Source organism: Segatella copri (assembly GCF_019249655.2).
Lineage (GTDB): Bacteria > Bacteroidota > Bacteroidia > Bacteroidales > Bacteroidaceae > Prevotella.
In genome coordinates this window covers 2061187-2084285 of record NZ_CP137557.1, presented here as the reverse complement: position 1 = coordinate 2084285, position 23099 = coordinate 2061187, and the positions used below count along the sequence as shown (strand labels likewise).

Here is a 23099-nt window from a genome sequence, read left to right as displayed (position 1 = left end):
AGTTCCTTACCCGAACAGGCAGCGGAATGCCTCCTCCACCTTCCTTACGGGATGAATCTCTATCTGATACTTCTTATGGTCGAAACCATGATTGTTATATTTCGGAATGATGATGTGCTGGAATCCCAGCTTCTCGGCCTCAGCGATGCGCTGCTCGATGCGGCTCACCGGACGAACCTCGCCGCTCAGTCCCACCTCGCCACACATGCACCACCCCTGTTCTATCGGAGTATCCACATTGCTGCTCAATACGGCTGCCAGCACACTCAGGTCCATCGCCGGGTCGGTTACTCGCAGTCCGCCCGCGATGTTCAGGAACACGTCCTTCGCCATCAGTTTGAAGCCCACTCGCTTCTCCATCACGGCCAGGAGCATGTTCAGTCTGCGCTGGTCGAAACCCGTTGCCGAACGCTGCGGGGTTCCGTATGCCGCCGTGCTCACCAGTGCCTGCGTCTCTACCAGGAACGGGCGGACGCCTTCGATGGCAGCACTGATGGCAACACCCGAGAGTCCGTCGTGATCTTCCGTAAGGAGCAGTTCCGACGGGTTGCTCACCTGTCGGAGTCCTCCCTGCTGCATCTCGTAGATACCCAGTTCCGAAGTACTTCCAAATCGGTTTTTGATGCTTCGCAGGATGCGGTACATATAGTGCTGGTCGCCCTCAAACTGGATGACGGTATCCACGATATGTTCCAGAATCTTCGGTCCAGCCAGGGTTCCCTCCTTATTAATATGTCCTATCAGGATAACAGGGATGCCACTGGTCTTGGCAAACCGCAAGAGCGACGCCGCACATTCCCTCACCTGCGATATAGAGCCTGGAGAGCTGTCCACTTCCTCTGTAGCAATGGTTTGGATAGAGTCGATAACTATCAGTTCTGGAGCCACTTGCTGAATATGAGTGAATATTTTCTCCAACTGCGTTTCGCAGAGAATCGTAATATGGTCGAAAGCCGCTTCAGGAGAATCATCACCAGCAGCCGAAGCACCTCCAGCAGCCGAAGCAGCAACCGAAGCCCTCATCAGCGCCTGTCCCTTTGCCAATCTGTCGGCACGGAGCTTAATCTGATGGGCACTCTCCTCACCGCTTACATAAAGCACCCTTCTGTTCCTCATGTTCAGAATGGTTTGCAGGGTGAGCGTACTCTTTCCGATGCCCGGCTCTCCACCCAGCAGGGTGATGCTGCCGGGTACCATTCCGCCACCCAGCACACGATTCAGTTCCTCGTCCATCATATCGATGCGAGGTTCATCAATCGAGGAGATGTCTCGCAACTTCATCGGCTTGGCATCGCTATCCGAATGCTGTCCTCCAAACATGGTGGCAGCACCTCCATGCCTCATGGTCATGCCGGCATTCTTAGCCGCCTGCGACCCCGAATCGGCTGCTATTCTAATCTCCTTGAACGTATTCCATTGTCCGCAGCTAGGGCATTTGCCAATCCATTTGGCACTCTCCTGCCCGCAGTTGCTGCAAACGTATGCAATTTTATCTTTAGCCATCTTTCGCAAATTTTCGGCAAAGGTACAGCTTTTTTCTCTAATCACAAAAACTTTTCCCTCTAAACACAAAAACTTTGTTTCAAAAACAGGAAAGAAGTCGTGAAATAGGCGGTATTTTGCTATCTACACGTTACAAAAGATGTGTACTATGACAAAAAATCATTAAAACATGATGCAAAGATTTGGTGATACCAATTATTTTTGTTACTTTTGCGTCGGATTGAACGAAGGATGCCCTGCTACCAGATTCGCTTCAGCCTGCCGAGCCCGATTAGCTCCACAGACGGCGGAATGGAAAGCCCCATCAACTGAGTTCAGTTTCAATCGTTAATTAAATCAATAATAATAACTAATATAAAATTTAGGAAAAATGAAGATTGAAAATTTTAACTTTGCCGGTCACAAGGCAATCGTACGCGTTGATTTCAACGTGCCATTGGATGAAAATGGTAATGTAACAGACGACACTCGTATCCGTGGTGCCCTCCCTACTTTGAAGAAGGTACTCGCTGACGGCGGTGCGCTCATCATGATGAGCCACATGGGTAAGCCAAAGGGCAAGGTTAAGCCAGAGCTTTCTCTCTCTCAGATTGTAAAGAACGTTTCTGACGCTCTCGGTGTAGAGGTTAAGTTTGCCAAGGATTGCGGTAACGCTGATGCTGAGGCTGCTGCCTTGAAGCCAGGTGAGGCTCTCCTGCTCGAGAACCTTCGTTTCTATCCAGAAGAGGAAGGCAAGCCAGTTGGCGTAGAGAAGGGTACACCTGAGTTCGACGCTGCTAAGGCTGAGATGAAGGAGCGCCAGAAGAAGTTCGCTGCTAAGTTGGCTTCTTATGCTGATGTATATGTAATGGACGCATTCGGTACAGCTCACCGCAAGCACGCTTCTACAGCTGTTATCGCAGATTCATTCGACAAGGATCACAAGATGCTCGGCTTCCTGATGGAGAAAGAGGTGAAGGCTGTTGACGCAGTTCTCGGCAACATCAAGCGCCCATTCACAGCTATCATGGGTGGTTCTAAGGTTTCTACCAAGATCGGTATCATCGAGAACCTGTTGACTAAGGTTGACAACCTGATTCTCTGCGGTGGTATGACTTATACATTCTCTAAGGCTCTCGGTGGCAAGATCGGTATGTCTATCTGCGAGGATGACAAGCTCGACGTAGCTCTTGACGTAATCAAGAAGGCTAAGGAGAACGGTGTAAACCTCGTACTCGGCACAGACTCTATCTGCGGTGACGACTTCAAGAACGACTGCAACACCCAGGTTTGCCCATCTAACGACATCCCTGAGGGTTGGGAGGGTATGGACGCAGGTCCTGAGACTCGCAAGGCATTCGCTGCAGCTATCAAGGGCGCTAAGACTATCCTCTGGAACGGTCCTGCAGGTGTATTCGAGTTTGACAACTTCGCCGGTGGTTCTAAGGCTATCGCTGACGCAATCGCTGAGGCAACTAAGGAGGGTGCATTCTCACTCATCGGTGGTGGTGACTCTGTAGCTTGCATCAACAAGTTCGGCTTGGCAGACCAGGTATCTTATATCTCTACAGGTGGTGGTGCTCTCCTCGAGGCTATCGAGGGCAAGGTATTGCCAGGCGTAGCAGCTATTGAGAAGTAATCAATAGGTAATCTATATAAAGCGGTTCGGGGGCATCCCATAGTGGATGTCCTCGAATTTTTCAGTATATAAGATACCCCACCCCTAACAATCTAACGATACTCCCTTTATTCAAAATTATTCATATTAAAAACCATTTAACGCAATTTAATGGATTGGATTATTAATCTTTTCACCAACACAGAGTCGGTGGCGCACATCGCCCTGCTCTACGCAATAGTCATTGCGATTGGTGTTTACCTGGGAAAAATCAAGATTGGTGGCATCTCGCTGGGTGTTACCTTCGTGCTCTTCGCAGGTATCTTAGCCGGACACGTGGGCTTTACAGGTCCTAAGGAAATCCTCACCTTCGTGCAAGACTTCGGATTGATCCTCTTTGTCTTCATGATTGGTATGCAGGTGGGTCCTGGCTTCTTCGAGAGTTTCAAGAAAGGTGGCGTGACATTGAACATGCTTTCTGCCACAGCCATCCTGCTCAACATCCTCGTGATGTTCGGATGCTATTATCTCTTCTTCGACACCAGCAACCCACATAACCTGCCTATGATGGTGGGTACACTGTATGGTGCGGTTACCAACACCCCGGGTCTTGGTGCTGCCAACGAGGCGTTGCTCAGCGTCTTCCCTAACGGTGCTCCTAGCATCGCCAACGGTTACGCCTGTGCTTATCCTCTGGGTGTGGTTGGTATCATCGGTGCTACCATCCTCATCAAGTACATCACCCGTGTTGACTTGACAGAGGAAGAAGCCCAGCTCAACGAGGAGGAAGCTGCCAACCCTCATGCCAAACCTCACAACATGCACTTGCGTGTGGAGAATGCCTACATTGCAGGCAGAACCTTGAGAGAGGTTTCTGAGTTTCTGAACCGCGACATCGTCTGCTCAAGACTGCTCCACGACGGAGAGGTGAGCATTCCTAACAGCAAGACCACCTTCGAGGTAGGCGACGAGCTGCTCGTGGTTTGCGCAGAGGCTGATGCCGAGGCCATCAAGGCTTTCATCGGTCCGGAAATCGAGGCAGAGTGGGACCGCGAGAAGGATGAGGTACAGCACTTCGTATCAAGACGAATCATCGTTACCCGTCCAGAGATGAACGGTAAGACTTTGGGTAAGATGCACTTCTCCAGTGTGTATGGCGTGAACGTAACCCGCATTTCCCGTCAGGGCATGGATCTCTTCGCAAGCCGTAACCACCACTTCCACGTGGGCGACCGCGTGATGGTAGTAGGTCCTGAGGAGAACGTAAACCGTGTAGCTGAGATTATGGGTAACTCTGTGAAGCGCCTCGATGCGCCTAACATTGCTACCATCTTCATCGGTATCATGGTGGGTATCATCTTCGGTTCCCTCCCATTCGCTATCCCAGGCATGCCAGTGCCTCTGAAACTGGGTATCGCCGGTGGTCCGCTCATCATCGCCATCCTCATCGGCCGTTTCGGTTATCGCATGAAGCTGGTTACCTACACCACTACCTCCGCCAATATGATGCTGCGAGAGATAGGACTGGTACTCTTCCTGGCGAGTGTGGGAATCAAGGCGGGTGCCGGATTCTGGGACACAGTGGTTCAGGGCGACGGATTGAAATATGTGGGATGCGGTTTCCTCATCACCATCATTCCTATCCTCATCGTGGGTACCATCGCACGACTGAAGTTCAAGTTCAACTACTTCACCATCATGGGTATGCTTGCCGGTACTTATACCGACCCTCCTGCCCTGGCTTATGCCAACGCATCATGCTCTAAGGAGGCTCCAGCCGTAGGTTACTCTACTGTATATCCATTGAGTATGTTCCTCCGTATCTTTACAGCCCAGATTGTGGTGCTGTTCTTCTGCGGAGCATAAACGCTTATAAATGTTAACAAGACAACTGGAAATAGTTATAAATTATAAAAGAGGTGCACAAAGATAAAAATTTGTGCACCTTTTTTGTTTTCTTTTCAGAATTTATTCGTACCTTTGAGCACAATAAACAAACAACCCTAAAAACGTTAGATGCGTATGAATAAATTAGGATTTCTGATAACCATGCTGGTCATCGCATCCTTGCCCACTTGGGGACAAGGTGCCAGGAGCATCCGTATCACGGAAGTGATGACCGACAACCGCACGAGTCTCATTGACGAGTACGGTCAGCACAAGCCATGGGTGGAATTGAGCAATTCCTCCTTTACCACGTACAACGTGCGTGGTATGTTCCTAACCACCGACAGACGAGTTCTCAACAAGAACCTGTCGCCCGAAGTACGTCGGCAAATGATGTATCCGTTGCCGAACAATGAACCCCGAACCATGCTGGGCGGCAAGAAGAGCATCGTAATCTTCGACAGCAGTAGCTGGTACAAGGACGGTTGGAACGGGCAGGATTGGAAGGCAAAGGATTCTTCCAACACCGGACCTTTTCATCTCAATCTTATTCTGCAGGAAAAGAAGCCCAATTGGATAGCACTTTATGATGGAAACGCCGTAGACCTGATAGACTCCGTGAGTGTGCCTGTATTGGAACCCGACGAAAGCTATGCACTGAGCAGTGATTTCAAGACATGGGATAAAGCCATTGCCGGATTCATCACCCCGGGCTATCTGCCACAGAATGTGGGCTTGAGCAAGGCACAGCTTCTGAAGAAACAGGATCCCTACGGCATCGGAATCTCCGTGCTTTCGATGGGCATCGTGTTCTCGTGTCTCACCCTCCTTTTCTTGGTATTCTGGGCATTCGGAGCCTACATGAAGCACAAGCAGCGCATCGCCCGTGCCACCGAGAAGCACGCCTCCTTATTATATAAGACGGGTAAGAAGACCATCGAGGTAACGCAAGACCTGAGTCATAAGACCAACGTGATTCTGAAAGATGGTCTGAAAACCAAGGGTATTGACAAGGAGATTTACATGGCTGTGATTTCACTCGCCCTCAAGGAATACCTGGAGGATGTGCATGATGTGGAATCCGGCATCATCACCATCAAGCCTAAACAGACCAGATGGAATGCCCCAAAATTCAATAATACCAACAACTCTAAATAACAGAAACTATGGCTAAGTATCAATATACAGTGAAAGGAGTCGATTATGAAGTCGAAATCCAGGATATAGAAGGCAACATCGCCAACGTAACCGTGAATGGCATCCCATTCGAAGTAGAGATGAAGCAGCCAGTGAAGGCTGGCAAGCAGAAAGTGAAATTAAGTGAAGAACGAAGAGTGAAGAGTGAAGAATTCAACAGTTCTTCAGCCTCTCAGAGCGCGAAGGCATCTGCGGATTTGCAATCCGCAGCAAGCAGCGGGCAAACAATAAATGCAGGAGACGCAGGAAAGACAGCCTCAGGCAAGCCAGTGGTAGCCCCTCTGCCTGGTACCATCAACGAAATCAAGGTAAAGGTGGGCGACAAGGTGAACGCAGGCGATACCGTCGTCATCCTCGAAGCCATGAAGATGCAGAACAACATCGAGGCTGAGACTTCCGGAACCATCACCAGCATCAACGTGAATAAAGGCGATGCCGTGATGGAAGGAGATACGTTAGTAACCATTAAATAGATAGCTTATGGATTTCATCATACAAAACTTCAATGAGTTCCTGACCTATACGGGCTTTGCAAATGCCACGGCAGGAAACCTCGCCATGATAGTAATAGGAGTCGTCTGCATCTGGCTTGCCATCAAGAAGGATTTCGAACCGCTCCTCCTGGTGCCCATCGGATTGGGCATCATCCTGGGCAACATCCCCTTCCGTGCCGATGCCGGACTCGAAATCGGCCTGTACGAAGATAACTCGGTGTTGAACATCTTCTATCAGGGCGTAAAACAGGGCTGGTATCCCCCACTCGTATTCCTGGGCATCGGAGCGATGACCGATTTCTCGGCATTGATTTCCAACCCAAAACTGATTCTGATTGGAGCCGCCGCCCAGTTTGGCATCTTCGGTGCCTACATGATAGCCCTGGCGCTGGGCTTCGAACCGAACCAGGCTGCTGGTATCGCCATCATCGGTGGTGCCGACGGACCTACCGCCATCTTCCTGAGCAGCAAGCTGAGTCCTAACCTGATGGGTGCCATCGCCGTTTGCGCCTACTCCTACATGGCATTGGTACCAGTGATCCAGCCACCATTGATGCGCCTGCTCACTACCAAGAAAGAGCGCGTCATCAAGATGAAGCCAGCCCGCCAGGTATCTCAGACCGAGAAGATTCTCTTCCCTATCATCGGTCTGCTGCTCACCACCTTCATCGTGCCATCCGGTCTGCCATTGCTCGGCATGCTCTTCTTCGGAAATCTTCTGAAGGAAAGCGGAAAGACTACCCGACTTGCCAAGACGGCAGGCAGCAGCCTGAATGATATCGTGGTGATGCTGCTCGGACTCACCGTGGGCTGCTCTACCCAGGCATCGGAGTTCCTCACCCTGAACACCATCAAGATCTTCGCCCTCGGTGCTCTGGCATTCATCATCGCTTCAGCCAGCGGTATCCTCTTCGTGAAACTGATGAACCTCTTCCTGCCAAAAGGCAAGAAGCTGAACCCACTCATCGGAAACGCCGGCGTGAGTGCCGTGCCAATGAGTGCCCGCATCAGCAACAACCTGGGTTTGGAGTACGACCGCCACAATTTCCTTCTCATGCATGCCATGGGTCCGAATGTAGCAGGCGTCATCGGTTCCGCCGTAGCAGCAGGTGCCCTGCTGGGATTCTTCAATTAATCAATTAGAATTCTTCAATAAACAACATGAAAAAAGGGAACTTGCATTTGAGCAAGTTCCCTTTTTTCATATCTTCTTTTTTCTAGAAGAACTAGGTTTTAAAAACAAAAGCTAGCCCCTCTTAATCGTCATTTTACCCTCAAGCGAGATGATAACCTCCACCTGATAGCTCATGCTGCTATCAGGCATCGCCAGCACCACTTTGAAATGAACACCATCAGCATCCACCTTCTTGAACACGATATCGCTCAATATCGACTGCTTCAAGAACTCATGAGGCACCTGCTCCTTGAAATCTTCCTTGCGGAAATCGCGGCCGAAAATCTTGCGCGAACCATGATAGATGTTCACGTTCACGATATTGTCGTGGTAAACATTGTCCACCTCTACGCCATCGTCGTTGTAACTGCTCTTAAACACCTTGTATGTGGTAGGATTCACCTGCACATAGAGGTGCAGCTTCTCCTCGCCCGCATTCACCACCGTATCACGCTTCACCAGCTTATTCTGATTCAGCGTCACAGGCTGTGCATGCTGGAATTGCTCCAGATACATCGGGTCGGAAGTCTTGACGAGCTTCACCACATCCCCATTGGCTACCTTGAACTGAAAGATGTGTGCCGCCTGCTTCACAATCGGATATTTCGCAGTATTCGCACCCTTCATCACCAGCGTATCGCCAATGATGCAGAAATAAACCGGGCGGCTGGTAGAATCGGGATAATAGATGGTATCGCCCTTCACGCGAAAGGCAACATCATCCTCGTCGTCGCTGTCAATCCAGACACCCTGAAGCATCTTCTTGGCAGCGACGTCCTCCTGCTGGTCGGCTTTCTGGGCAGACTGCTTCTGTCCGCAACCCACCATAGCCGCCATGAGGCAAGCACCTAACAATATGTTGTTCGATTGTTTCATATACCTAAATTTAGTCGCAAAGGTACTACTTTTTAGTGGAATAGCAAAATAAATTAAACTTTTTATCATTTCAGCTGAAAATTTCACAAAAAATAGTTGTCTATTTCCTAAAAAAGCCGTACCTTTGCAAGGTGAAATGTACCTGAAATGTAGAATTCAGGTTTCACGAACAAGAATAACAGATAAAACGAAAGGTAAGAAGTGATAGAAATAAACAGACATATTGAGATTCTGCTCTTGAGCAACGACTGCGTGATTGTGCCAGGCTTCGGCGGCTTCATGGCTCATCATGTAGATGCAAGATACGATGGCACCGACAACATGTTCCTGCCACCGCTTCGCACCGTGGGCTTCAATCCGCAGCTCACAATGAACGACTCGTTGCTTGTACTTTCGTATGTGGAGACCTACGACATGAGCTACCCAGAAGCTTTGCGACGCATTGAAGATGAGGTGGCTGAGATTCGCCAGACCCTTGAAAACGAGGGAAAGTATGAGGTGGACAACGTGGGAATCCTTTCGCTCAATGAGGATGGAAACATCGAGTTTGAGCCACACGAGGCAGGAATCCTCACCCCTGATTTCTATGGATTGGGCGGATTTGACATGATGCCTGTGGCGCAGCTCACTGCTGGCGAAGAGGCGAATGCCAACAAGGCTGCAACAAGCAAGACGGCAGCTCCTACAACAGAAAGCAAACCAAATGCAAACCTTGTAGAGATGCCTGTCAAGCCAATGCAGAAAGAGAAAGAGGCAGCAGTCAACAACTCCGTGTTCATCAACGACGATGAGGAAGAGGAGACCAGCGCAGAATTCATCAGCATCAGAAAAAGCTGGCTCAGAAATCTGGCAGCTGCCTGCATCGCCATCATCGCCTTCTTCACCATCTCTACCCCATTGGGTGCTCCTACCATGCAGAAGAGCCAGATTGACACTGGCATGCTGAACCGCATCATGCCGAAGGAAATCGACCAGATGAAGAAAGCCAAGGAACTGGTAATCAATGGAGATGGAACCAAACTGATGGAGACATCTGAGAATGCTGCGCAGAATACAGAAAACGCTGCGCAATCTGCAGGAAGCTCTTCACAGATAGCAGGAAATGCTGCGCAGAATGCGGGAAATACAGCGCAAAATGCCAACCAGGACGCCGAGCTATCCCTCCCTTCCACTTACTACAGCATTGTTCTGGCTAGCCGTGTCACCAAGCACAACGCAGCCAACTATGCCGAGCGCCTGCAAGGCAAGGGATTCAAGCAAGCCCGTGTGCTCATCACCGAAAACAACGTCAAGGTGATTTACGGCACATACAACTCTGAAAGCGAGGCTCACGCTGCCCTGAAGAACCTGAGAGACAACGAGGCTTTCGCTGATGGTTGGATTACAAAGGTTAAGGAATAGTTTTTAGAGTTAAAAGAAATTTCACAAGTGACATCCAGCCGTCCCCGAAGGGGGCGAATGTGAATAACCGCGGGTGGAATGACCGAAGGGAATGGAACCTGCGGATAAGTCGATATACACTTTTATCGTCCCCGAAGGGGGCGAACAGGAGCAAAACCGGATGTGGTTCGCCCCCTTTGGGGACGCTTTTTCCCTCCCGTTGGTTGTCCGCATGTTCCATGACCTTCGGTCATTCCACCAGCGGTTATTGAAAGTTGGCCCCCTTCGGGGACCGGAGGGTACTTGCAAAAGTTGAATACATTATTATATATAGAATAAAGAAGTTAAAGAAAAGAAACAAGAATAAGATATGAAAAGAGTACGTTGCCCGAAATGCGATAATTTCATCACGTTCGACGAGACCAAGTATGAGGCAGGACAGAGCCTCGTCTTCGTTTGTCCTAACTGCAACAAGCAATTTGGCATCCGAATGGGTGTTTCCAAGCTTCGCGAAACCCGTAAGGAGGAAAAAATCGACGAACAGGCCAATGAGCATGGCGTGGGTTCCATCGTGGTTATCGAGAACGTGTTTGCCTACAAGCAGGTGATTCCTTTGCAGATGGGCGACAACGTGATTGGCAGATACATGAAGAACAGCGGCATCAACTGCCCTATCGAGACCGTTGACCCAAGCGTGGACATGAACCACTGCGTCATCAACGTGAGCCGTGACAAGAAAGGCCGACTGAAGTATGTGCTCCGCGACGGACCAAGCTACACCGGAACCTTCGTGGATAACGAAATTCTGGGCGACCGAGAGCGCCGCGTCATCGAAGACGGCACACTCTTCACCATCGGAGCTACCAGCATCATCCTCCGCACCGCCGACAGCGAGGAGGAATAAGCAACCGTTTCGGGGGCTTCCGGAGGGCATTCAAGCCATCTTGCAAGACATTTCAAAGATTGAAATAAATCGAAGGGTTAGAGTAGGAAAAATCTTACTCTAACCCTTTTTTGCTGATAAACACGTATAATTATACCGTTTTCTCTTACTTTCTGCAAGAAATTCCACTAATATCGTAATCTTTTTGATAATATTTTCTTTAAATTGAAAGAAAATGTGTACCTTTGCAACGGAAAATAAGAATGACGTGGGAGGCAACTCCCAAAACGTACAAAAAAAACAGAAGAAATACGTTAGGTTATGGATGTAGCAATCGTAAAATACAATGCCGGGAATATCTATTCCGTGGTCAACGCCATGAAGCGTCTGGGCATCGAGCCTGTGCTCACCGATGATGCCGAAATGCTCCAGAAGGCAGACCGTGTGCTGTTTCCAGGACAAGGTCAGGCAAGGGAAGCCATGGAGTACCTCAAGGATCACCAGTTGGACCAGGTAATCAAGAATCTCAAGCAGCCCGTCCTGGGCATCTGCGTGGGACAGCAACTCCTGTGCCGACATTCGGAAGAGGGAGATGTAGACTGCATCGGCATCTTCGATGTGGATGTCAAGCGATTCCAGCCACAGAAGCACGAAGACAAAGTGCCGGCAATGGGATGGAACGAAATCTATGATTTGAAGACGGAGCTTTACAGAGGATTCGGGAACAGAATCGATGCAGAAGATGCAAACATGGCAGAAGCCCTGCAACATCCCTACTCCTATTTCGTCCATAGCTACTACGTGCCGCTCTGCGAGGAGACCATCGCCAAGGCTGATTATATCCTCCCCTACAGCGCATCGCTCCACAAGGACAACTTCTATACCTGCCAGTTCCACCCGGAAAAGAGTGGCAAGGTGGGAGAACAGATTTTAAAGAACTTCCTTGAAATATAGTAGAGACATTCTGCAAAGCCAGGCAGATTTCCCGATGATATAGAATAGGATTAAACGCAATAAAAGAAATATGATAGAATTAATTCCTGCCATCGACTTGATTAACGGTCAGTGCGTGCGCCTGACCAAAGGCGATTACGACCAGAAGAAGGTCTATAACGACAACCCGGCAGAAGTGGCAAAACACTTTGAGCAGCTGGGATTTAAGCGACTCCACGTAGTGGATCTGGATGGAGCCAAGTCGAAGCATATCGTAAACGATGCGGTGTTGAAATCCATCACCACGGAGACGAATCTCGTGGTAGATTTCGGAGGCGGCATCAAGACCGAGGAAGACATAGAGAAGGCTTTCGCCGCTGGTGCCAGTATGGTAACCGTGGGCAGCATCGCCGTCACCAATCCCGACCTCTTCATGGAGTGGATGGATAAGTATGGTGCCGACAAGCTCATTCTGGGAGCCGACGTAAGAAACGGCAAGATTTCTATCAACGGCTGGAAAGAGGATTCATCAGAAGACCTCCTTCCGTTCCTCAAGAAATACATCGACAAGGGTGTGCGCTACGTGCTCTGCACGGAAATCAGCAAAGACGGCACCCTGCAAGGTCCTGCCATCGACCTGTATAAAGAGGTAATGGCAGCCTATCCTCAGCTCCACCTCATCGCCTCGGGCGGCGTAAGCTGCAACGAGGACATCGAGGCCCTGCAAGCCGCCGGCATCCCAGCCGTAGTCTTCGGCAAGGCATTCTACGAGGGGAAAATCGACGCTGACAAGCTAGTTAAAAGTTAACAGTCAATAGCTCGGAGCTATTCTCGACACGCCCTGAAAGGGCAGAAGCTCCTAGCCCAGGGCAGCACCCTGGGTATAACAAAGATATAGGCAATCGCCCTGTAAGGGCAAAAGCTTCAATCGATAAGAATTTAAATACAATGGTCAAAGTTCAAAGTAAAAGCAAAGGCTTGGCAAAGCGAATCGTTCCTTGTCTCGACGTGAAGAACGGAGAAACCGTGAAGGGAACGAACTTCGTGAACCTGAGAAGTGCAGGCGACCCGGTGGAACTGGGAAAGGCCTATAGCGATGCAGGTGCCGACGAACTCGTGTTCCTCGACATCACCGCCAGCTTCGAAGAGCGCAAGACCTTTACAGACATGGTAACTCGCGTGGCTGCCGAAATCAATATCCCATTCACCGTGGGCGGCGGCATCAACGAGCTGAAGGACGTGGAACGACTCCTCAATGCAGGAGCCGACAAGGTAAGCATCAACAGTGCTGCCATCCGACATCCCGAACTCATCAACGAGATTGCCAACCATTACGGTTCGCAGGTCTGTGTATGCGCCATTGATGCCCGCCTCGACCCAGACGGCTGGCATTGCTACGTAAAAGGCGGAAGAGAGAGAGTAGAACTGGGCTTGTTCGACTGGGCTAAGGAAGTGGCCGACCGCGGTGCGGGTGAGATTCTCTTCACCAGTATGGATCACGACGGTGTAAAACAGGGATTCGCCAACGAAGCCCTCGCCCGTCTTGCCGAAGAAGTAAGTATTCCGATCATCGCTTCGGGTGGTGCCGGCAAGATGGAGCATTTCCGTGATGCCTTCACCCTGGGAAAGGCAGATGCAGCCCTTGCTGCCAGCGTCTTCCACTTCGGAGAAATCGCCATACCTGACCTGAAAAAATACCTCCGCAGCGAAGGTATCAACGTCAGACTGTAAAGGCAGGGAAATCAAGGCAGGATACCCTGATTATATTTGCCTTAAGGATAAATATATTTAGTCTTAAGGATAAATTTATTTAGCCTTAAGGGAAAATATTTCTAGCCTTAGCGAGACGTTTTCCCCAAGAATATGGGGATAAGGACAAAACAAAGGACAAACAGATAAAATTGTAAAGATAAAATGGAAATAGATTTTGAAAAAATGGGCGGACTTGTTCCAGCCATCATCCAGGATGCCGTAACCAAGAACGTCCTGATGCTGGGCTTCATGAACAGGGAAGCATACGATAAGACCATCGAAACCAAGAAGGTTACCTTCTGGAGCCGTTCCCGCAACTGTCTTTGGACCAAGGGCGAGACATCGGGCAACTTCCTCAACCTAGTCAGCATCCAGATTGACTGCGACAACGACACCTTCCTGGTAAAGGTTCATCCAGACGGTCCTACCTGCCACAAGGGCACCGACACCTGCTGGGCAGAGGAGAACACCCTGAACCCAATCCTCTTCCTCTCGGAACTGCAGGACTTCATCAACAAGCGCCACGAGGAGATGCCTGAGGGCAGCTACACCACCAGCCTGTTTAAGAAAGGCGTGAACAAAATGGCGCAAAAGGTTGGAGAAGAAGCCATTGAGACCGTCATTGAAGCCACCAACGGCACCGACGACAAACTCATCTACGAGAGTTCCGACCTGCTCTACCACCTCATCGTGCTGCTCACCAGCAAGGGTCTGCGAATCGAGGATGTAGTAAAGGAGCTGCAAATGCGACACGACCCGGAATGGGATAAGAAGCGCCGCGTAGCAAAGAGCAAGGGTGAAATGAAATAATATACCTAGCTCAAGGCTATCTTGCAGCTGCACGCCCTGAAAGGGCAGAAGCCCCTAGCCCAGGGCAACGCCCTGGGTATAATAAAGATATTGGCAATACGCCCTGAAAGGGCAAAAGCTTTTAAGTACATTAAATAAAGGAGAAAAAATTAGGATGTTAATAGATTATCAAAACGTCAGCATATACCAGGCTGAGAAATGCGTACTCAAGAGCGTCAACTTCCATGTAGACGAAGGCGAGTTCGCCTATCTCATCGGTAAGGTGGGCTCAGGAAAGAGCTCACTCCTGAAAACCCTCTACTGCGAGCTCGACCTCGTGGAGGGCGAGACCGACAAGGCAGAAATCCTGGGCAGAGACCTGAAGACCATCCGCCGCAAGGACATTCCAGCCCTGCGAAAGGAAATGGGCATCATCTTCCAGGACTTCCAGTTGCTCCACGACCGCACCGTGCGCAAGAACTTCGAGTTCGTGCTCAAGGCCACCGGATGGAAAAACAAGAAGGATAGAGACAAACGCATCGAAGAGGTGCTCAACGAGGTGGGCATGATTGAGAAAATCGACAAGATGCCTCACGAGCTCTCCGGCGGAGAACAGCAGCGTGTGGCCATCGCCCGTGCCCTGCTCAACAACCCGAAAATCATCATCGCCGATGAGCCAACGGGAAATCTCGACCCCGAAACTGCCAGCAATATCGTGAGCCTCCTGAAGGATATCACCAAGCAAGGCACAGCTGTTGTGATGACAACCCATAACATCCCAATGCTCGACAAGTTCCCGGGCATCGTATATCGCTGCAAGGACGGCGTGCTCCACGACGTGACCAACGAGTACAACCGCATCGACCTTACGGAAGATGGCGAGGAGAATTAATTAAAGAACAATAAAAATCAAACATTTAAATAATATTACGACTATGAAGGTAATGAAATTCGGAGGTACTTCTGTAGGCTCACCAGAGCGCATGAAGGGAGTAGCCTCTTTGGTTACAGAATCAGGTGAACCAACTTTCATCGTATTGTCTGCGATGAGCGGTACAACAAACTCTCTCGTTGAAATCTCTGACTATCTTTACAAGAAGAACCCAGAGGGCGCCAACGAGGTAATCAACAACTTGGAGAAGAAATACATGCAGCACGTGGAAGAGCTCTACTCTACCGAGGAGATGAAGCAGACCACACGCGAGTTCTTGCAGGGCGAGTTCAACTATCTCCGCTCTTTCACCAAAGACCTCTTCACTTCTTTCGAGGAGAAGAGCATCGTGGCTCAGGGCGAGATGATGAGCACCAACATGGTTGTAAACTACTTGAAGGAACAGGGCGTAAAGGCTGTATTGCTCAACGCTTTAGACTTCATGCGCACAGATAAGAACGCAGAGCCAGACCCACAGTATATCAAGGAGAAGTTGGCTGCCATCATGGAGCAGAACGAGGGCTACCAGATTTATATCACCCAGGGCTTCATCTGCCGCAACGCTTACGGCGAGATCGACAACCTGCAGCGTGGTGGTAGCGACTACACCGCATCTCTTATCGGTGCAGCCCTGCCAGCTGACGAGATTCAGATCTGGACCGACATCGACGGTATGCACAACAACGACCCTCGTGTCGTAGAGCACACTGAGGCAGTTCGCCAACTGAACTTCGAGGAGGCTGCCGAGTTGGCTTACTTCGGTGCCAAGATTCTCCACCCTACCTGTGTTCAGCCAGCCAAGTATGCCGGCATCCCAGTTCGCCTGAAGAACACCATGGATCCTAAGGCAGACGGTACCATCATCGACAATGTTATCGTACGTGGCAAGATCAAGGCAGTGGCTGCCAAGGACAACATCACAGCCATCAAGATCAAGAGTAGCCGCATGTTGCTCGCCACAGGTTTCCTGCGCAAGGTATTCGAGATTTTCGAGAGCTACCAGACTCCAATCGACATGATTGCAACATCTGAGGTAGGTGTGAGCATGAGTATCGATAACGACGCTCACCTCAACGACATCGTGAACGAGCTGAAGAAGTATGGTACAGTGACCGTAGATTCAGACATGTGTATCATCTGCGTGGTAGGTGACCTGGATTGGAGCAACGTAGGCTTCGAGACTATCGCTACCGATGCTATGAAGAACATCCCAGTGCGCATGATTTCTTACGGTGGTTCCAACTACAACATCTCATTCCTCATCAAGGAGAAGGATAAGAAGCAGGCATTGCAGAACTTGAGCAACGTATTGTTCGAGAAGTAATGTAAGTGAAGAACGAAGAGTGAAGAGTGAAGAATTCTAATGTAATGCTTCCTGTCCACTCTTCGTTGGATTTTCTGACTTAACCATAAGTTGGATTTTCTGATTTAACTATAATAAGATATTAATTTAAGAATAAGCGAAATGAAAGGAACATTTCCGATAGATAAGTTTCAGGAGATACAGACTCCGTTCTACTACTACGACACCAACGTGTTGCGCCAGACCTTGAAGGCCATCAACCAGGAGGCAGACAAGCACGAGGGCTTTGAGGTTCACTATGCCGTGAAGGCAAACGCCAACCCTAAGGTGCTCAACATCATCTGCCAGGCTGGTCTGGGTGCCGACTGTGTGAGCGGAGGAGAGATTCAGGCAGCCATCAACGCAGGTTTCCCTGCCAACAAGATTGTATATGCAGGCGTAGGCAAGAGTGATTGGGAAATCAATCTTGGATTGGACAAGGATATTTTCTGCTTCAACGTAGAAAGCATCCCTGAGCTGGAAATCATCAACGAACTTGCCGAGAAGAAGAACAAGATAGCCCAGGTGTGCTTCCGCATCAACCCGGATGTAGGTGCGCATACACATGCCAACATCACTACGGGCTTGGCAGAAAACAAGTTTGGTATCGCCATGCGCGACATGGAGAGCGTCATCGAGGAGGCTGCAAAAATGAAGAACATCAAGTTCCTGGGTCTCCATTTCCACATTGGCAGTCAGATACTTGACATGGGTGACTTCGAGGCTCTCTGCAACCGCATCAACGAGCTGCAGAACCAGCTGGAGGCTCATCACATCGTAGTAAAGAACATTAATGTAGGCGGTGGATTGGGTATCGATTACAACCATCCAAACCGTGTGCCTATCCCAGACTTCAAGGATTACTTCGATACATACGCCAAGAAACTGAAGCTGCGCGATGGCCAGAAGCTCCACTTCGAGCTGGGTCGTGCCGTGGTAGGTCAGATGGGTTCGCTCATCACCAAGACCCTCTATATCAAGCAGGGCACAGCCAAGCAGTTTGCCATCGTTGATGCGGGTATGACCGATCTGATTCGCCCTGCCCTCTATCAGGCATATCATAAGATAGAGAACATCTCTAGCGACGAACCTGTTGAGACATACGATGTGGTAGGTCCTATCTGCGAGTCGAGCGATGTATTCGCCAAGGCGATTGATTTGAACAAGACCCATCGTGGCGACCTCATCGCCCTCCGTTCAGCCGGAGCGTATGGTGAAATCATGGCGAGCCAGTACAACTGCCGCCAGTTGCCAAAGGGCTATATCACAGAAGACTTTTAATTCAGCTAAGAGTTAAGAGTTTACAGTTAAAAGATATTTCTTGATTACGAGAAAAAAAGAAATGATGACAATTAGTTTAACTACTATCATAGCAGGCGCAGTGGTGGTTTTATTGGCAATCCTCGGATCGCTGATAAATCCATTTCTGCGCTCGTTGCGCTTTCCGGAGATAGAGGAAGCAGATGTTGATTCTAAGGGAGTTACAGAAGATGGTTCAAGCAATGAATCAAAATCATCCGAAGTAGAAAGCGGTGCGAATGTTCCCGTTTCCGTATTGATTACTGCCCACGACAACCTTCCGGAACTGGAGCGTAACCTTCCGATGTTCCTGAACCAGAAGCATGCCGCCGATTACCAGGTAATCGTGGTTTGCCAGAGCACGGATGGCGAGACGCAGGACTATCTGAAGCGCATGGCTGCCGAGAACCCTCACCTATACTATACGTATATCCCTGAGAGTTCCCGCTACATGAGCCGCAAGAAGCTGCAGATTACGCTGGGCGTAAAGGCGGCTAAGTATGAGTGGATTATCCTCACCGAGCCTACCTGCAAGCCGGAGAACGACAAGTGGCTGACCACCATGGCACGCAACTGCCAGGACCCTAACCATCTGGTTCTGGGATACGTAAGTCTGGACAACGAGACCAAGAGCGTTCGCCGCTTCGACAGCATCCGCAAGGCATTCTATCTGCTTCGCCGTGCCCAGCACAGTTATGGCTATCGCAGTCACATGCCCAACGTGGCGTTCCGCAAGAGCGACTTCATGCGCGAACAGGGCTACCAGGGCAACCTGGAGTATGTGCGTGGCGAATACGACTTCCTGGTAAACAAGTATGCCGCATTCGGCGATACAGCCGTAGAATTGGATTGCGATGCCTGGCTCACCCGTGATGAGCCAACCAACAAGGCTTGGCACAATGCCCACCTCTATCACCAGGCATCCCTGAAGAGTCTGGAGCGTGCTGCCAGCATGCGCACCCTGATGTTCTTCGACCATCTGATGCCTCATCTCAGTCTGCTGGCATCGATTGCCGTATTGGCATACGCCATCTTCATGCAGAATTGGATTCTGACTGGCATCGCAGGTTTCGCCCTGCTGCTGCTCTTCATCCTCCGCATGATCATCGCCAACAAGGCCATCAAGCACTTTGACGACGACATTGCCATCTTCAAGTTGCCATTCCTGGAGTATGGCATCATCTGGCGCAATCTCGCCAACAAGATGAGATACTGGCGAGCAGACAAGAATGACTTTACAAGTCATAAGTTATAAAACATTATTAAAGAGAAAAAAACGATGAGAATCTATTTGTTCATTTCCAAGGAGAAGAAAATGCTTCAGATGTATCTACCTTACATCGAAGCATTGAACCAGAAGTTTGACATCTGCCAGAACCTGGCAGATGCCGACATAGTGTTGATATTCGGAGCATGGACAAGAAAGGGTGCCCAACTTGCCAGCAAATCGCGCAAGATGGGTATCCCATACATCGTTTGCCCACTGGGCGACATCTCCGAGCGCAATCGCCAGAATCCGCATCTGAAGCGCCTGATGCAGACCCTGATGTACCAGAAGAGCATGTACAAGCATGCCAACCTGCTGGTGGCGAGCACGCCGATGGAGAGAAACTATCTGATGAAACTGGGCTGGAACAACCGCGTCATCCTGACCCGATACTTCGGCTACAGTCATCTCACCACCCTCGACGGCATGATGCACGACTGGAACGACACCAGCCTCACTACCCTCTCCGACTACGAGCAGCGCAAGGCAGAAGCCATCGCCAAGCAGACGGAGCAGCCCATCATTGCCCAAATTATGCAAATACAGAGCCGCATGCCGCATCAGAACATTCCGCAAAGCTATCTCGACGACCTGCATACCTTATTATATGCAGACAATTATGATGAGGATGCCATCAACGAGGAACTCAGGAAACTGAAACTGGCAGATTATGCCGCCGCCGTGTTCCAGGCAATGACCGACAAGACGGGACTTACCGAGGGATTCATGCCGCTGCCTGCCAGGAAAAGCAGGAAGAGCAAGGAGATTCTGAAGTACGTAAAGTAGGAAAAGAGGCAGAAAAACTAGAAAAACAGAGAAAACAACGACAAAATGAGCTGATGGGGTGACAGTAGTTGACCTGCATCAAGCCCCCGACTGCCACTTCTTGACGTGAGTCAAAAAAAGGTCGTTTTTCATCATTTTGTCATGCCATTGTTGCTGATATTCAAAAAAAAGGCATTACCTTTGCACTCGAAAAGAAGAAACAACAAGTTCTGAGCAATCAGGACGGAAGGTTTCAGGTAAGAGAGATTGTTACAGGATAATATGTGAAACAGGAGTCCGAAACACGACGGCTCCACCAAAAAACAGAGAAAGGAAAAAATTATGATGACAACAGTAATGGCACTTGCAGTAGTAGCAGTGATGATTGCAAAGGCAATCAATGTAAACAACCACATCGAGATGGGTAAGTAATTACTCCATCACCTTGTTGAAGTTGTTGAAAAATGAAAAAGGGCTAACAGAAGCCCAAGTATTAACATGATTAAAGAGAAAGGATAACAGTTATGAAAAATTTGATGAACACTATCAAGAAGGCTTTGAAGGCTTTCATTGATAACTACATGAACGCCATGACAATATATGGCGAGGCTATCAGTAGAGGTCGTGGTTGCGCTTGCGCATAACCCCCTCCTCGAAGAGAGTTAGAAAAGTGGTTAAGATGCACCAAGTTAAAGCATCTTCTTAAATGAATGTAATTACGTTACGATATACCGGAAGCGTGCAGGAATCAGTTTCTTGCACGCTTTTTTTGTGTCTTTTCCAAACCTCATGCCTTCATCTGCCATAACGTCTTCAAAAACTCATCACTTTCAGTTAATATAGATTAAATTTCTGTCAATTTATCGTCTATCTCAGATTTTCTCTTTACTTTTGCATTCAGTTATCACGGGGTGCTGATAGATTCGGCTGAGATTATACCCATTGAACCTGATGCAGGTAATGCTGACGCAGGAAACTGATTTTAAGTACAATCCCATCTGCTTCTTTCTGGCAAGAAGCGAAGAATCTTTCAGAAATGTACCCGTGTTTACAAAGTTGAAGTATATAAATGTAAATATAGGAAAATTATGAAAGTAATGATCAACAACAAAGAGACAGAGACTCAGGCAAAGACCGTAAAGGAACTTGCACAGGAGCTCGACCTTCCAGCCACAGGCTGCGCTGTAGCCATCAGCAACGAGATGGTGCCACGTGATGAATGGGAAAACCGTCTTATCCAGGAGGGTGCCGACATCGTGATCGTCAAGGCATTCTGCGGAGGATAAGGTATAGTTTTTAGTTTATAGTTTTTAGTTTATAGTTTATAGGGCTATGGCAAAAATACCTTTAGACAGTTTTCAACTGCAGTTCATCTCTCACCAGAATGAGAAGATGACTTACCTGGATGGCATCCACGAGGCGATAACGGGACTCTGCAGATGGGTCCAGCTCCGCATGAAGGATGCCTCTGATAATGAAGTGCGCCCCATCGCCTACAAGGTCAAGGAATGGTGCAAGATCATGAATGTTACCTTCATCATCGACGACCGTGTGGAACTGGTGAAAGAGGTGGGTGCCGACGGCGTGCATCTGGGCAAGAACGATATGCCGATTGCCGAAGCCCGCAAGATTCTGGGCGACGACTTCATCATCGGTGGTACGGCAAATACCTTCGAGGATATAAAGGCTCACTATGAGGCTGGTGCCGATTACATCGGTTGCGGTCCGTTCCGCTTCACCACCACCAAGGAGAAGCTCTCTCCTATCCTCGGTCTTGAAGGATACCGAGAAATCATCCAGAAGATGAAGGCAGAAAATATCGATATCCCAATCGTTGCCATCGGTGGCATCACCAAGGAGGATATCCCCGAAATCATGAAGACGGGAGTTAACGGCATCGCCCTCAGCGGCTGCATCCTCAACGCCAAGGATCCGGCATCAGAAACCCATGACATCATGGAAATGATGAGGGAATTCAGATAAGCAACGCTAGGCGTCCAGAAAAGACAAAGCCCGCTAGGCGTCCCGCCGGATTTGAAATCCGGCGTAAAAAAAAGGTCCCAACCTATTTAAGATCTGCGGATTTGAAATCCGCAGCAAACTAGGTTGATAAGGGGATTACAAATCCCCAGGTTTAAGTGGTCGAACATTTTTTAACGACGGATTGCAAATCCGTCGGAACGCCTGGCGGATGAAGGGATTCAAATAGAAAACATTTAAAAATAACAATACAAAAAAATGGAAAAATTAGTAATTGCAGGACGAGAGTTCAACTCCCGCCTCTTCCTCGGAACAGGAAAGTTCAACAACAACCAGCTCATGGCAGAAGCCATCAAGGCTTCTGAAACAGAAATGGTAACCGTTGCCATGAAGCGTATCGAACTCGAAGACAAGCAGGACGACCTGCTCTCTCATATCGTGCAGAACCCAAATATCCAGCTTCTTCCTAACACCAGTGGCGTGCGCAACGCCGAGGAGGCTGTATTCGCAGCACAGATGGCTCGCGAGGCTTTCGGAACCAACTGGCTCAAGCTCGAAATCCACCCAGATCCTCGCTATCTTCTTCCAGACTCTATCGAGACTCTGAAGGCTACCGAGAAACTGGTAAAGCTCGGTTTCGTGGTATTGCCATATTGCCAGGCAGACCCTACCCTCTGCAAGCACCTCGAAGAGGCTGGTGCCGCTACCGTGATGCCACTCGCTGCACCTATCGGTACCAACAAGGGTTTGAGAATGAAGGACTTCCTGCAGATCATCATCGAGCAGGCTACAGTTCCTGTGGTAGTAGATGCAGGTATCGGTGCGCCTAGCCACGCAGCCGAGGCCATGGAGATGGGTGCCAGCGCTTGCTTGGTCAACACAGCCATCGCCGTAGCCGGAGACCCAGTAGAAATGGCTAAGGCATTCAAGGAGGCAGTGGTATGCGGTCGCCGTGCTTACGAGGCAGGTCTCGGAGCCATCAGCGATTGTGCCGAGGCAAGTTCTCCACTCACCGCATTCCTCAACGACTAATTACACATTATTATATTA

At 49.4% G+C, this 23099-nt stretch carries 21 protein-coding genes and 1 riboswitch; of the genes, 19 read left to right on the top strand and 2 right to left on the bottom strand.

The features are described 5' to 3' along the window. Window positions 1-6: 6 nt before the first annotated feature. Window positions 7-1503 (bottom strand): DNA repair protein RadA, encoded by a 1497-nt coding sequence (radA, locus tag KUA49_RS08210; RefSeq protein ID WP_218412277.1) that lies wholly within the window; start codon window positions 1501-1503, stop codon window positions 7-9. 370 nt (window positions 1504-1873) lie between these two features. Between radA and KUA49_RS08205 the strand changes: the two genes are divergently transcribed. The 5 genes from KUA49_RS08205 to KUA49_RS08185 all read left to right on the top strand — a co-directional run bounded on the left by KUA49_RS08205 (window position 1874) and on the right by KUA49_RS08185 (window position 7813). Beyond that, window positions 1874-3121 carry a phosphoglycerate kinase gene (locus KUA49_RS08205; RefSeq protein WP_218412278.1) on the top strand — a complete coding sequence of 416 codons (1248 nt, stop codon included), beginning with the start codon at window positions 1874-1876 and terminating at the stop codon, window positions 3119-3121. A 150-nt stretch (window positions 3122-3271) separates the two neighbouring features. Next, the gene (locus KUA49_RS08200; RefSeq protein ID WP_203040666.1) at window positions 3272-4966 is read left to right on the top strand and encodes a putative transporter; all 1695 of its coding nucleotides are present in this window, start codon (window positions 3272-3274) and stop codon (window positions 4964-4966) included. 156 nt (window positions 4967-5122) lie between these two features. After that, window positions 5123-6145 (top strand): OadG family protein, encoded by a 1023-nt coding sequence (locus KUA49_RS08195; RefSeq protein ID WP_218412279.1) that lies wholly within the window; start codon window positions 5123-5125, stop codon window positions 6143-6145. A gap of 8 nt (window positions 6146-6153) precedes the next feature. Then, entirely contained in the window at window positions 6154-6657 is a 504-nt protein-coding gene (locus tag KUA49_RS08190) for a biotin/lipoyl-containing protein (protein ID WP_218412280.1), read from the top strand. Window positions 6658-6664: 7 nt separating this feature from the next. After that, entirely contained in the window at window positions 6665-7813 is a 1149-nt protein-coding gene (locus KUA49_RS08185; RefSeq protein ID WP_203040663.1) for a sodium ion-translocating decarboxylase subunit beta, read from the top strand. Window positions 7814-7924: 111 nt separating this feature from the next. Here KUA49_RS08185 and KUA49_RS08180 read toward each other — a convergent pair whose 3' ends face one another. Further along, the gene (locus KUA49_RS08180) at window positions 7925-8728 is read right to left on the bottom strand and encodes a DUF4738 domain-containing protein (protein WP_218412281.1); all 804 of its coding nucleotides are present in this window, start codon (window positions 8726-8728) and stop codon (window positions 7925-7927) included. Between the two features lie 201 nt (window positions 8729-8929). Between KUA49_RS08180 and KUA49_RS08175 the strand changes: the two genes are divergently transcribed. The 14 genes from KUA49_RS08175 to KUA49_RS08110 all read left to right on the top strand — a co-directional run bounded on the left by KUA49_RS08175 (window position 8930) and on the right by KUA49_RS08110 (window position 23081). Continuing rightward, complete coding sequence (locus KUA49_RS08175) at window positions 8930-10129, top strand: SPOR domain-containing protein (RefSeq protein WP_318331685.1); 1200 nt, start codon at window positions 8930-8932, stop codon at window positions 10127-10129. A gap of 349 nt (window positions 10130-10478) precedes the next feature. Beyond that, complete coding sequence (locus KUA49_RS08170; RefSeq protein ID WP_177919379.1) at window positions 10479-11012, top strand: FHA domain-containing protein; 534 nt, start codon at window positions 10479-10481, stop codon at window positions 11010-11012. A 300-nt stretch (window positions 11013-11312) separates the two neighbouring features. After that, complete coding sequence (gene hisH, locus KUA49_RS08165) at window positions 11313-11945, top strand: imidazole glycerol phosphate synthase subunit HisH (protein ID WP_218412282.1); 633 nt, start codon at window positions 11313-11315, stop codon at window positions 11943-11945. A 70-nt stretch (window positions 11946-12015) separates the two neighbouring features. Continuing rightward, window positions 12016-12732: a 1-(5-phosphoribosyl)-5-[(5-phosphoribosylamino)methylideneamino]imidazole-4-carboxamide isomerase gene (hisA, locus tag KUA49_RS08160; protein ID WP_203040659.1), complete on the top strand. Its 717-nt coding sequence runs from the start codon at window positions 12016-12018 to the stop codon at window positions 12730-12732. Between the two features lie 140 nt (window positions 12733-12872). Next, window positions 12873-13655 carry an imidazole glycerol phosphate synthase subunit HisF gene (gene hisF, locus KUA49_RS08155; RefSeq protein WP_217762982.1) on the top strand — a complete coding sequence of 261 codons (783 nt, stop codon included), beginning with the start codon at window positions 12873-12875 and terminating at the stop codon, window positions 13653-13655. Window positions 13656-13838: 183 nt separating this feature from the next. Next, on the top strand, window positions 13839-14486 hold the full coding sequence (gene hisIE / locus KUA49_RS08150; protein WP_203040657.1) for a bifunctional phosphoribosyl-AMP cyclohydrolase/phosphoribosyl-ATP diphosphatase HisIE: 648 nt from the start codon (window positions 13839-13841) through the stop codon (window positions 14484-14486). A gap of 154 nt (window positions 14487-14640) precedes the next feature. Next, window positions 14641-15357 carry a cell division ATP-binding protein FtsE gene (locus tag KUA49_RS08145; RefSeq protein ID WP_217762981.1) on the top strand — a complete coding sequence of 239 codons (717 nt, stop codon included), beginning with the start codon at window positions 14641-14643 and terminating at the stop codon, window positions 15355-15357. Window positions 15358-15400: 43 nt separating this feature from the next. Beyond that, window positions 15401-16720: an aspartate kinase gene (locus tag KUA49_RS08140; protein ID WP_203049436.1), complete on the top strand. Its 1320-nt coding sequence runs from the start codon at window positions 15401-15403 to the stop codon at window positions 16718-16720. 141 nt (window positions 16721-16861) lie between these two features. Next, window positions 16862-18019: a diaminopimelate decarboxylase gene (gene lysA, locus KUA49_RS08135; protein WP_218412283.1), complete on the top strand. Its 1158-nt coding sequence runs from the start codon at window positions 16862-16864 to the stop codon at window positions 18017-18019. A 61-nt stretch (window positions 18020-18080) separates the two neighbouring features. Then, window positions 18081-19292, top strand: a complete 1212-nt coding sequence (locus KUA49_RS08130; RefSeq protein WP_218412284.1) for a glycosyl transferase family 2 — start codon at window positions 18081-18083, stop codon at window positions 19290-19292. Window positions 19293-19316: 24 nt separating this feature from the next. After that, window positions 19317-20090, top strand: a complete 774-nt coding sequence (locus tag KUA49_RS08125) for a hypothetical protein (protein ID WP_218412285.1) — start codon at window positions 19317-19319, stop codon at window positions 20088-20090. A gap of 876 nt (window positions 20091-20966) precedes the next feature. Beyond that, window positions 20967-21063, top strand: a riboswitch (TPP riboswitch). 94 nt (window positions 21064-21157) lie between these two features. Further along, window positions 21158-21355, top strand: a complete 198-nt coding sequence (thiS, locus tag KUA49_RS08120; RefSeq protein WP_203040651.1) for a sulfur carrier protein ThiS — start codon at window positions 21158-21160, stop codon at window positions 21353-21355. A gap of 46 nt (window positions 21356-21401) precedes the next feature. Continuing rightward, complete coding sequence (locus tag KUA49_RS08115; RefSeq protein WP_256624799.1) at window positions 21402-22052, top strand: thiamine phosphate synthase; 651 nt, start codon at window positions 21402-21404, stop codon at window positions 22050-22052. Between the two features lie 255 nt (window positions 22053-22307). Next, window positions 22308-23081 (top strand): thiazole synthase, encoded by a 774-nt coding sequence (locus KUA49_RS08110; RefSeq protein ID WP_089542780.1) that lies wholly within the window; start codon window positions 22308-22310, stop codon window positions 23079-23081. Window positions 23082-23099 lie beyond the last annotated feature (18 nt).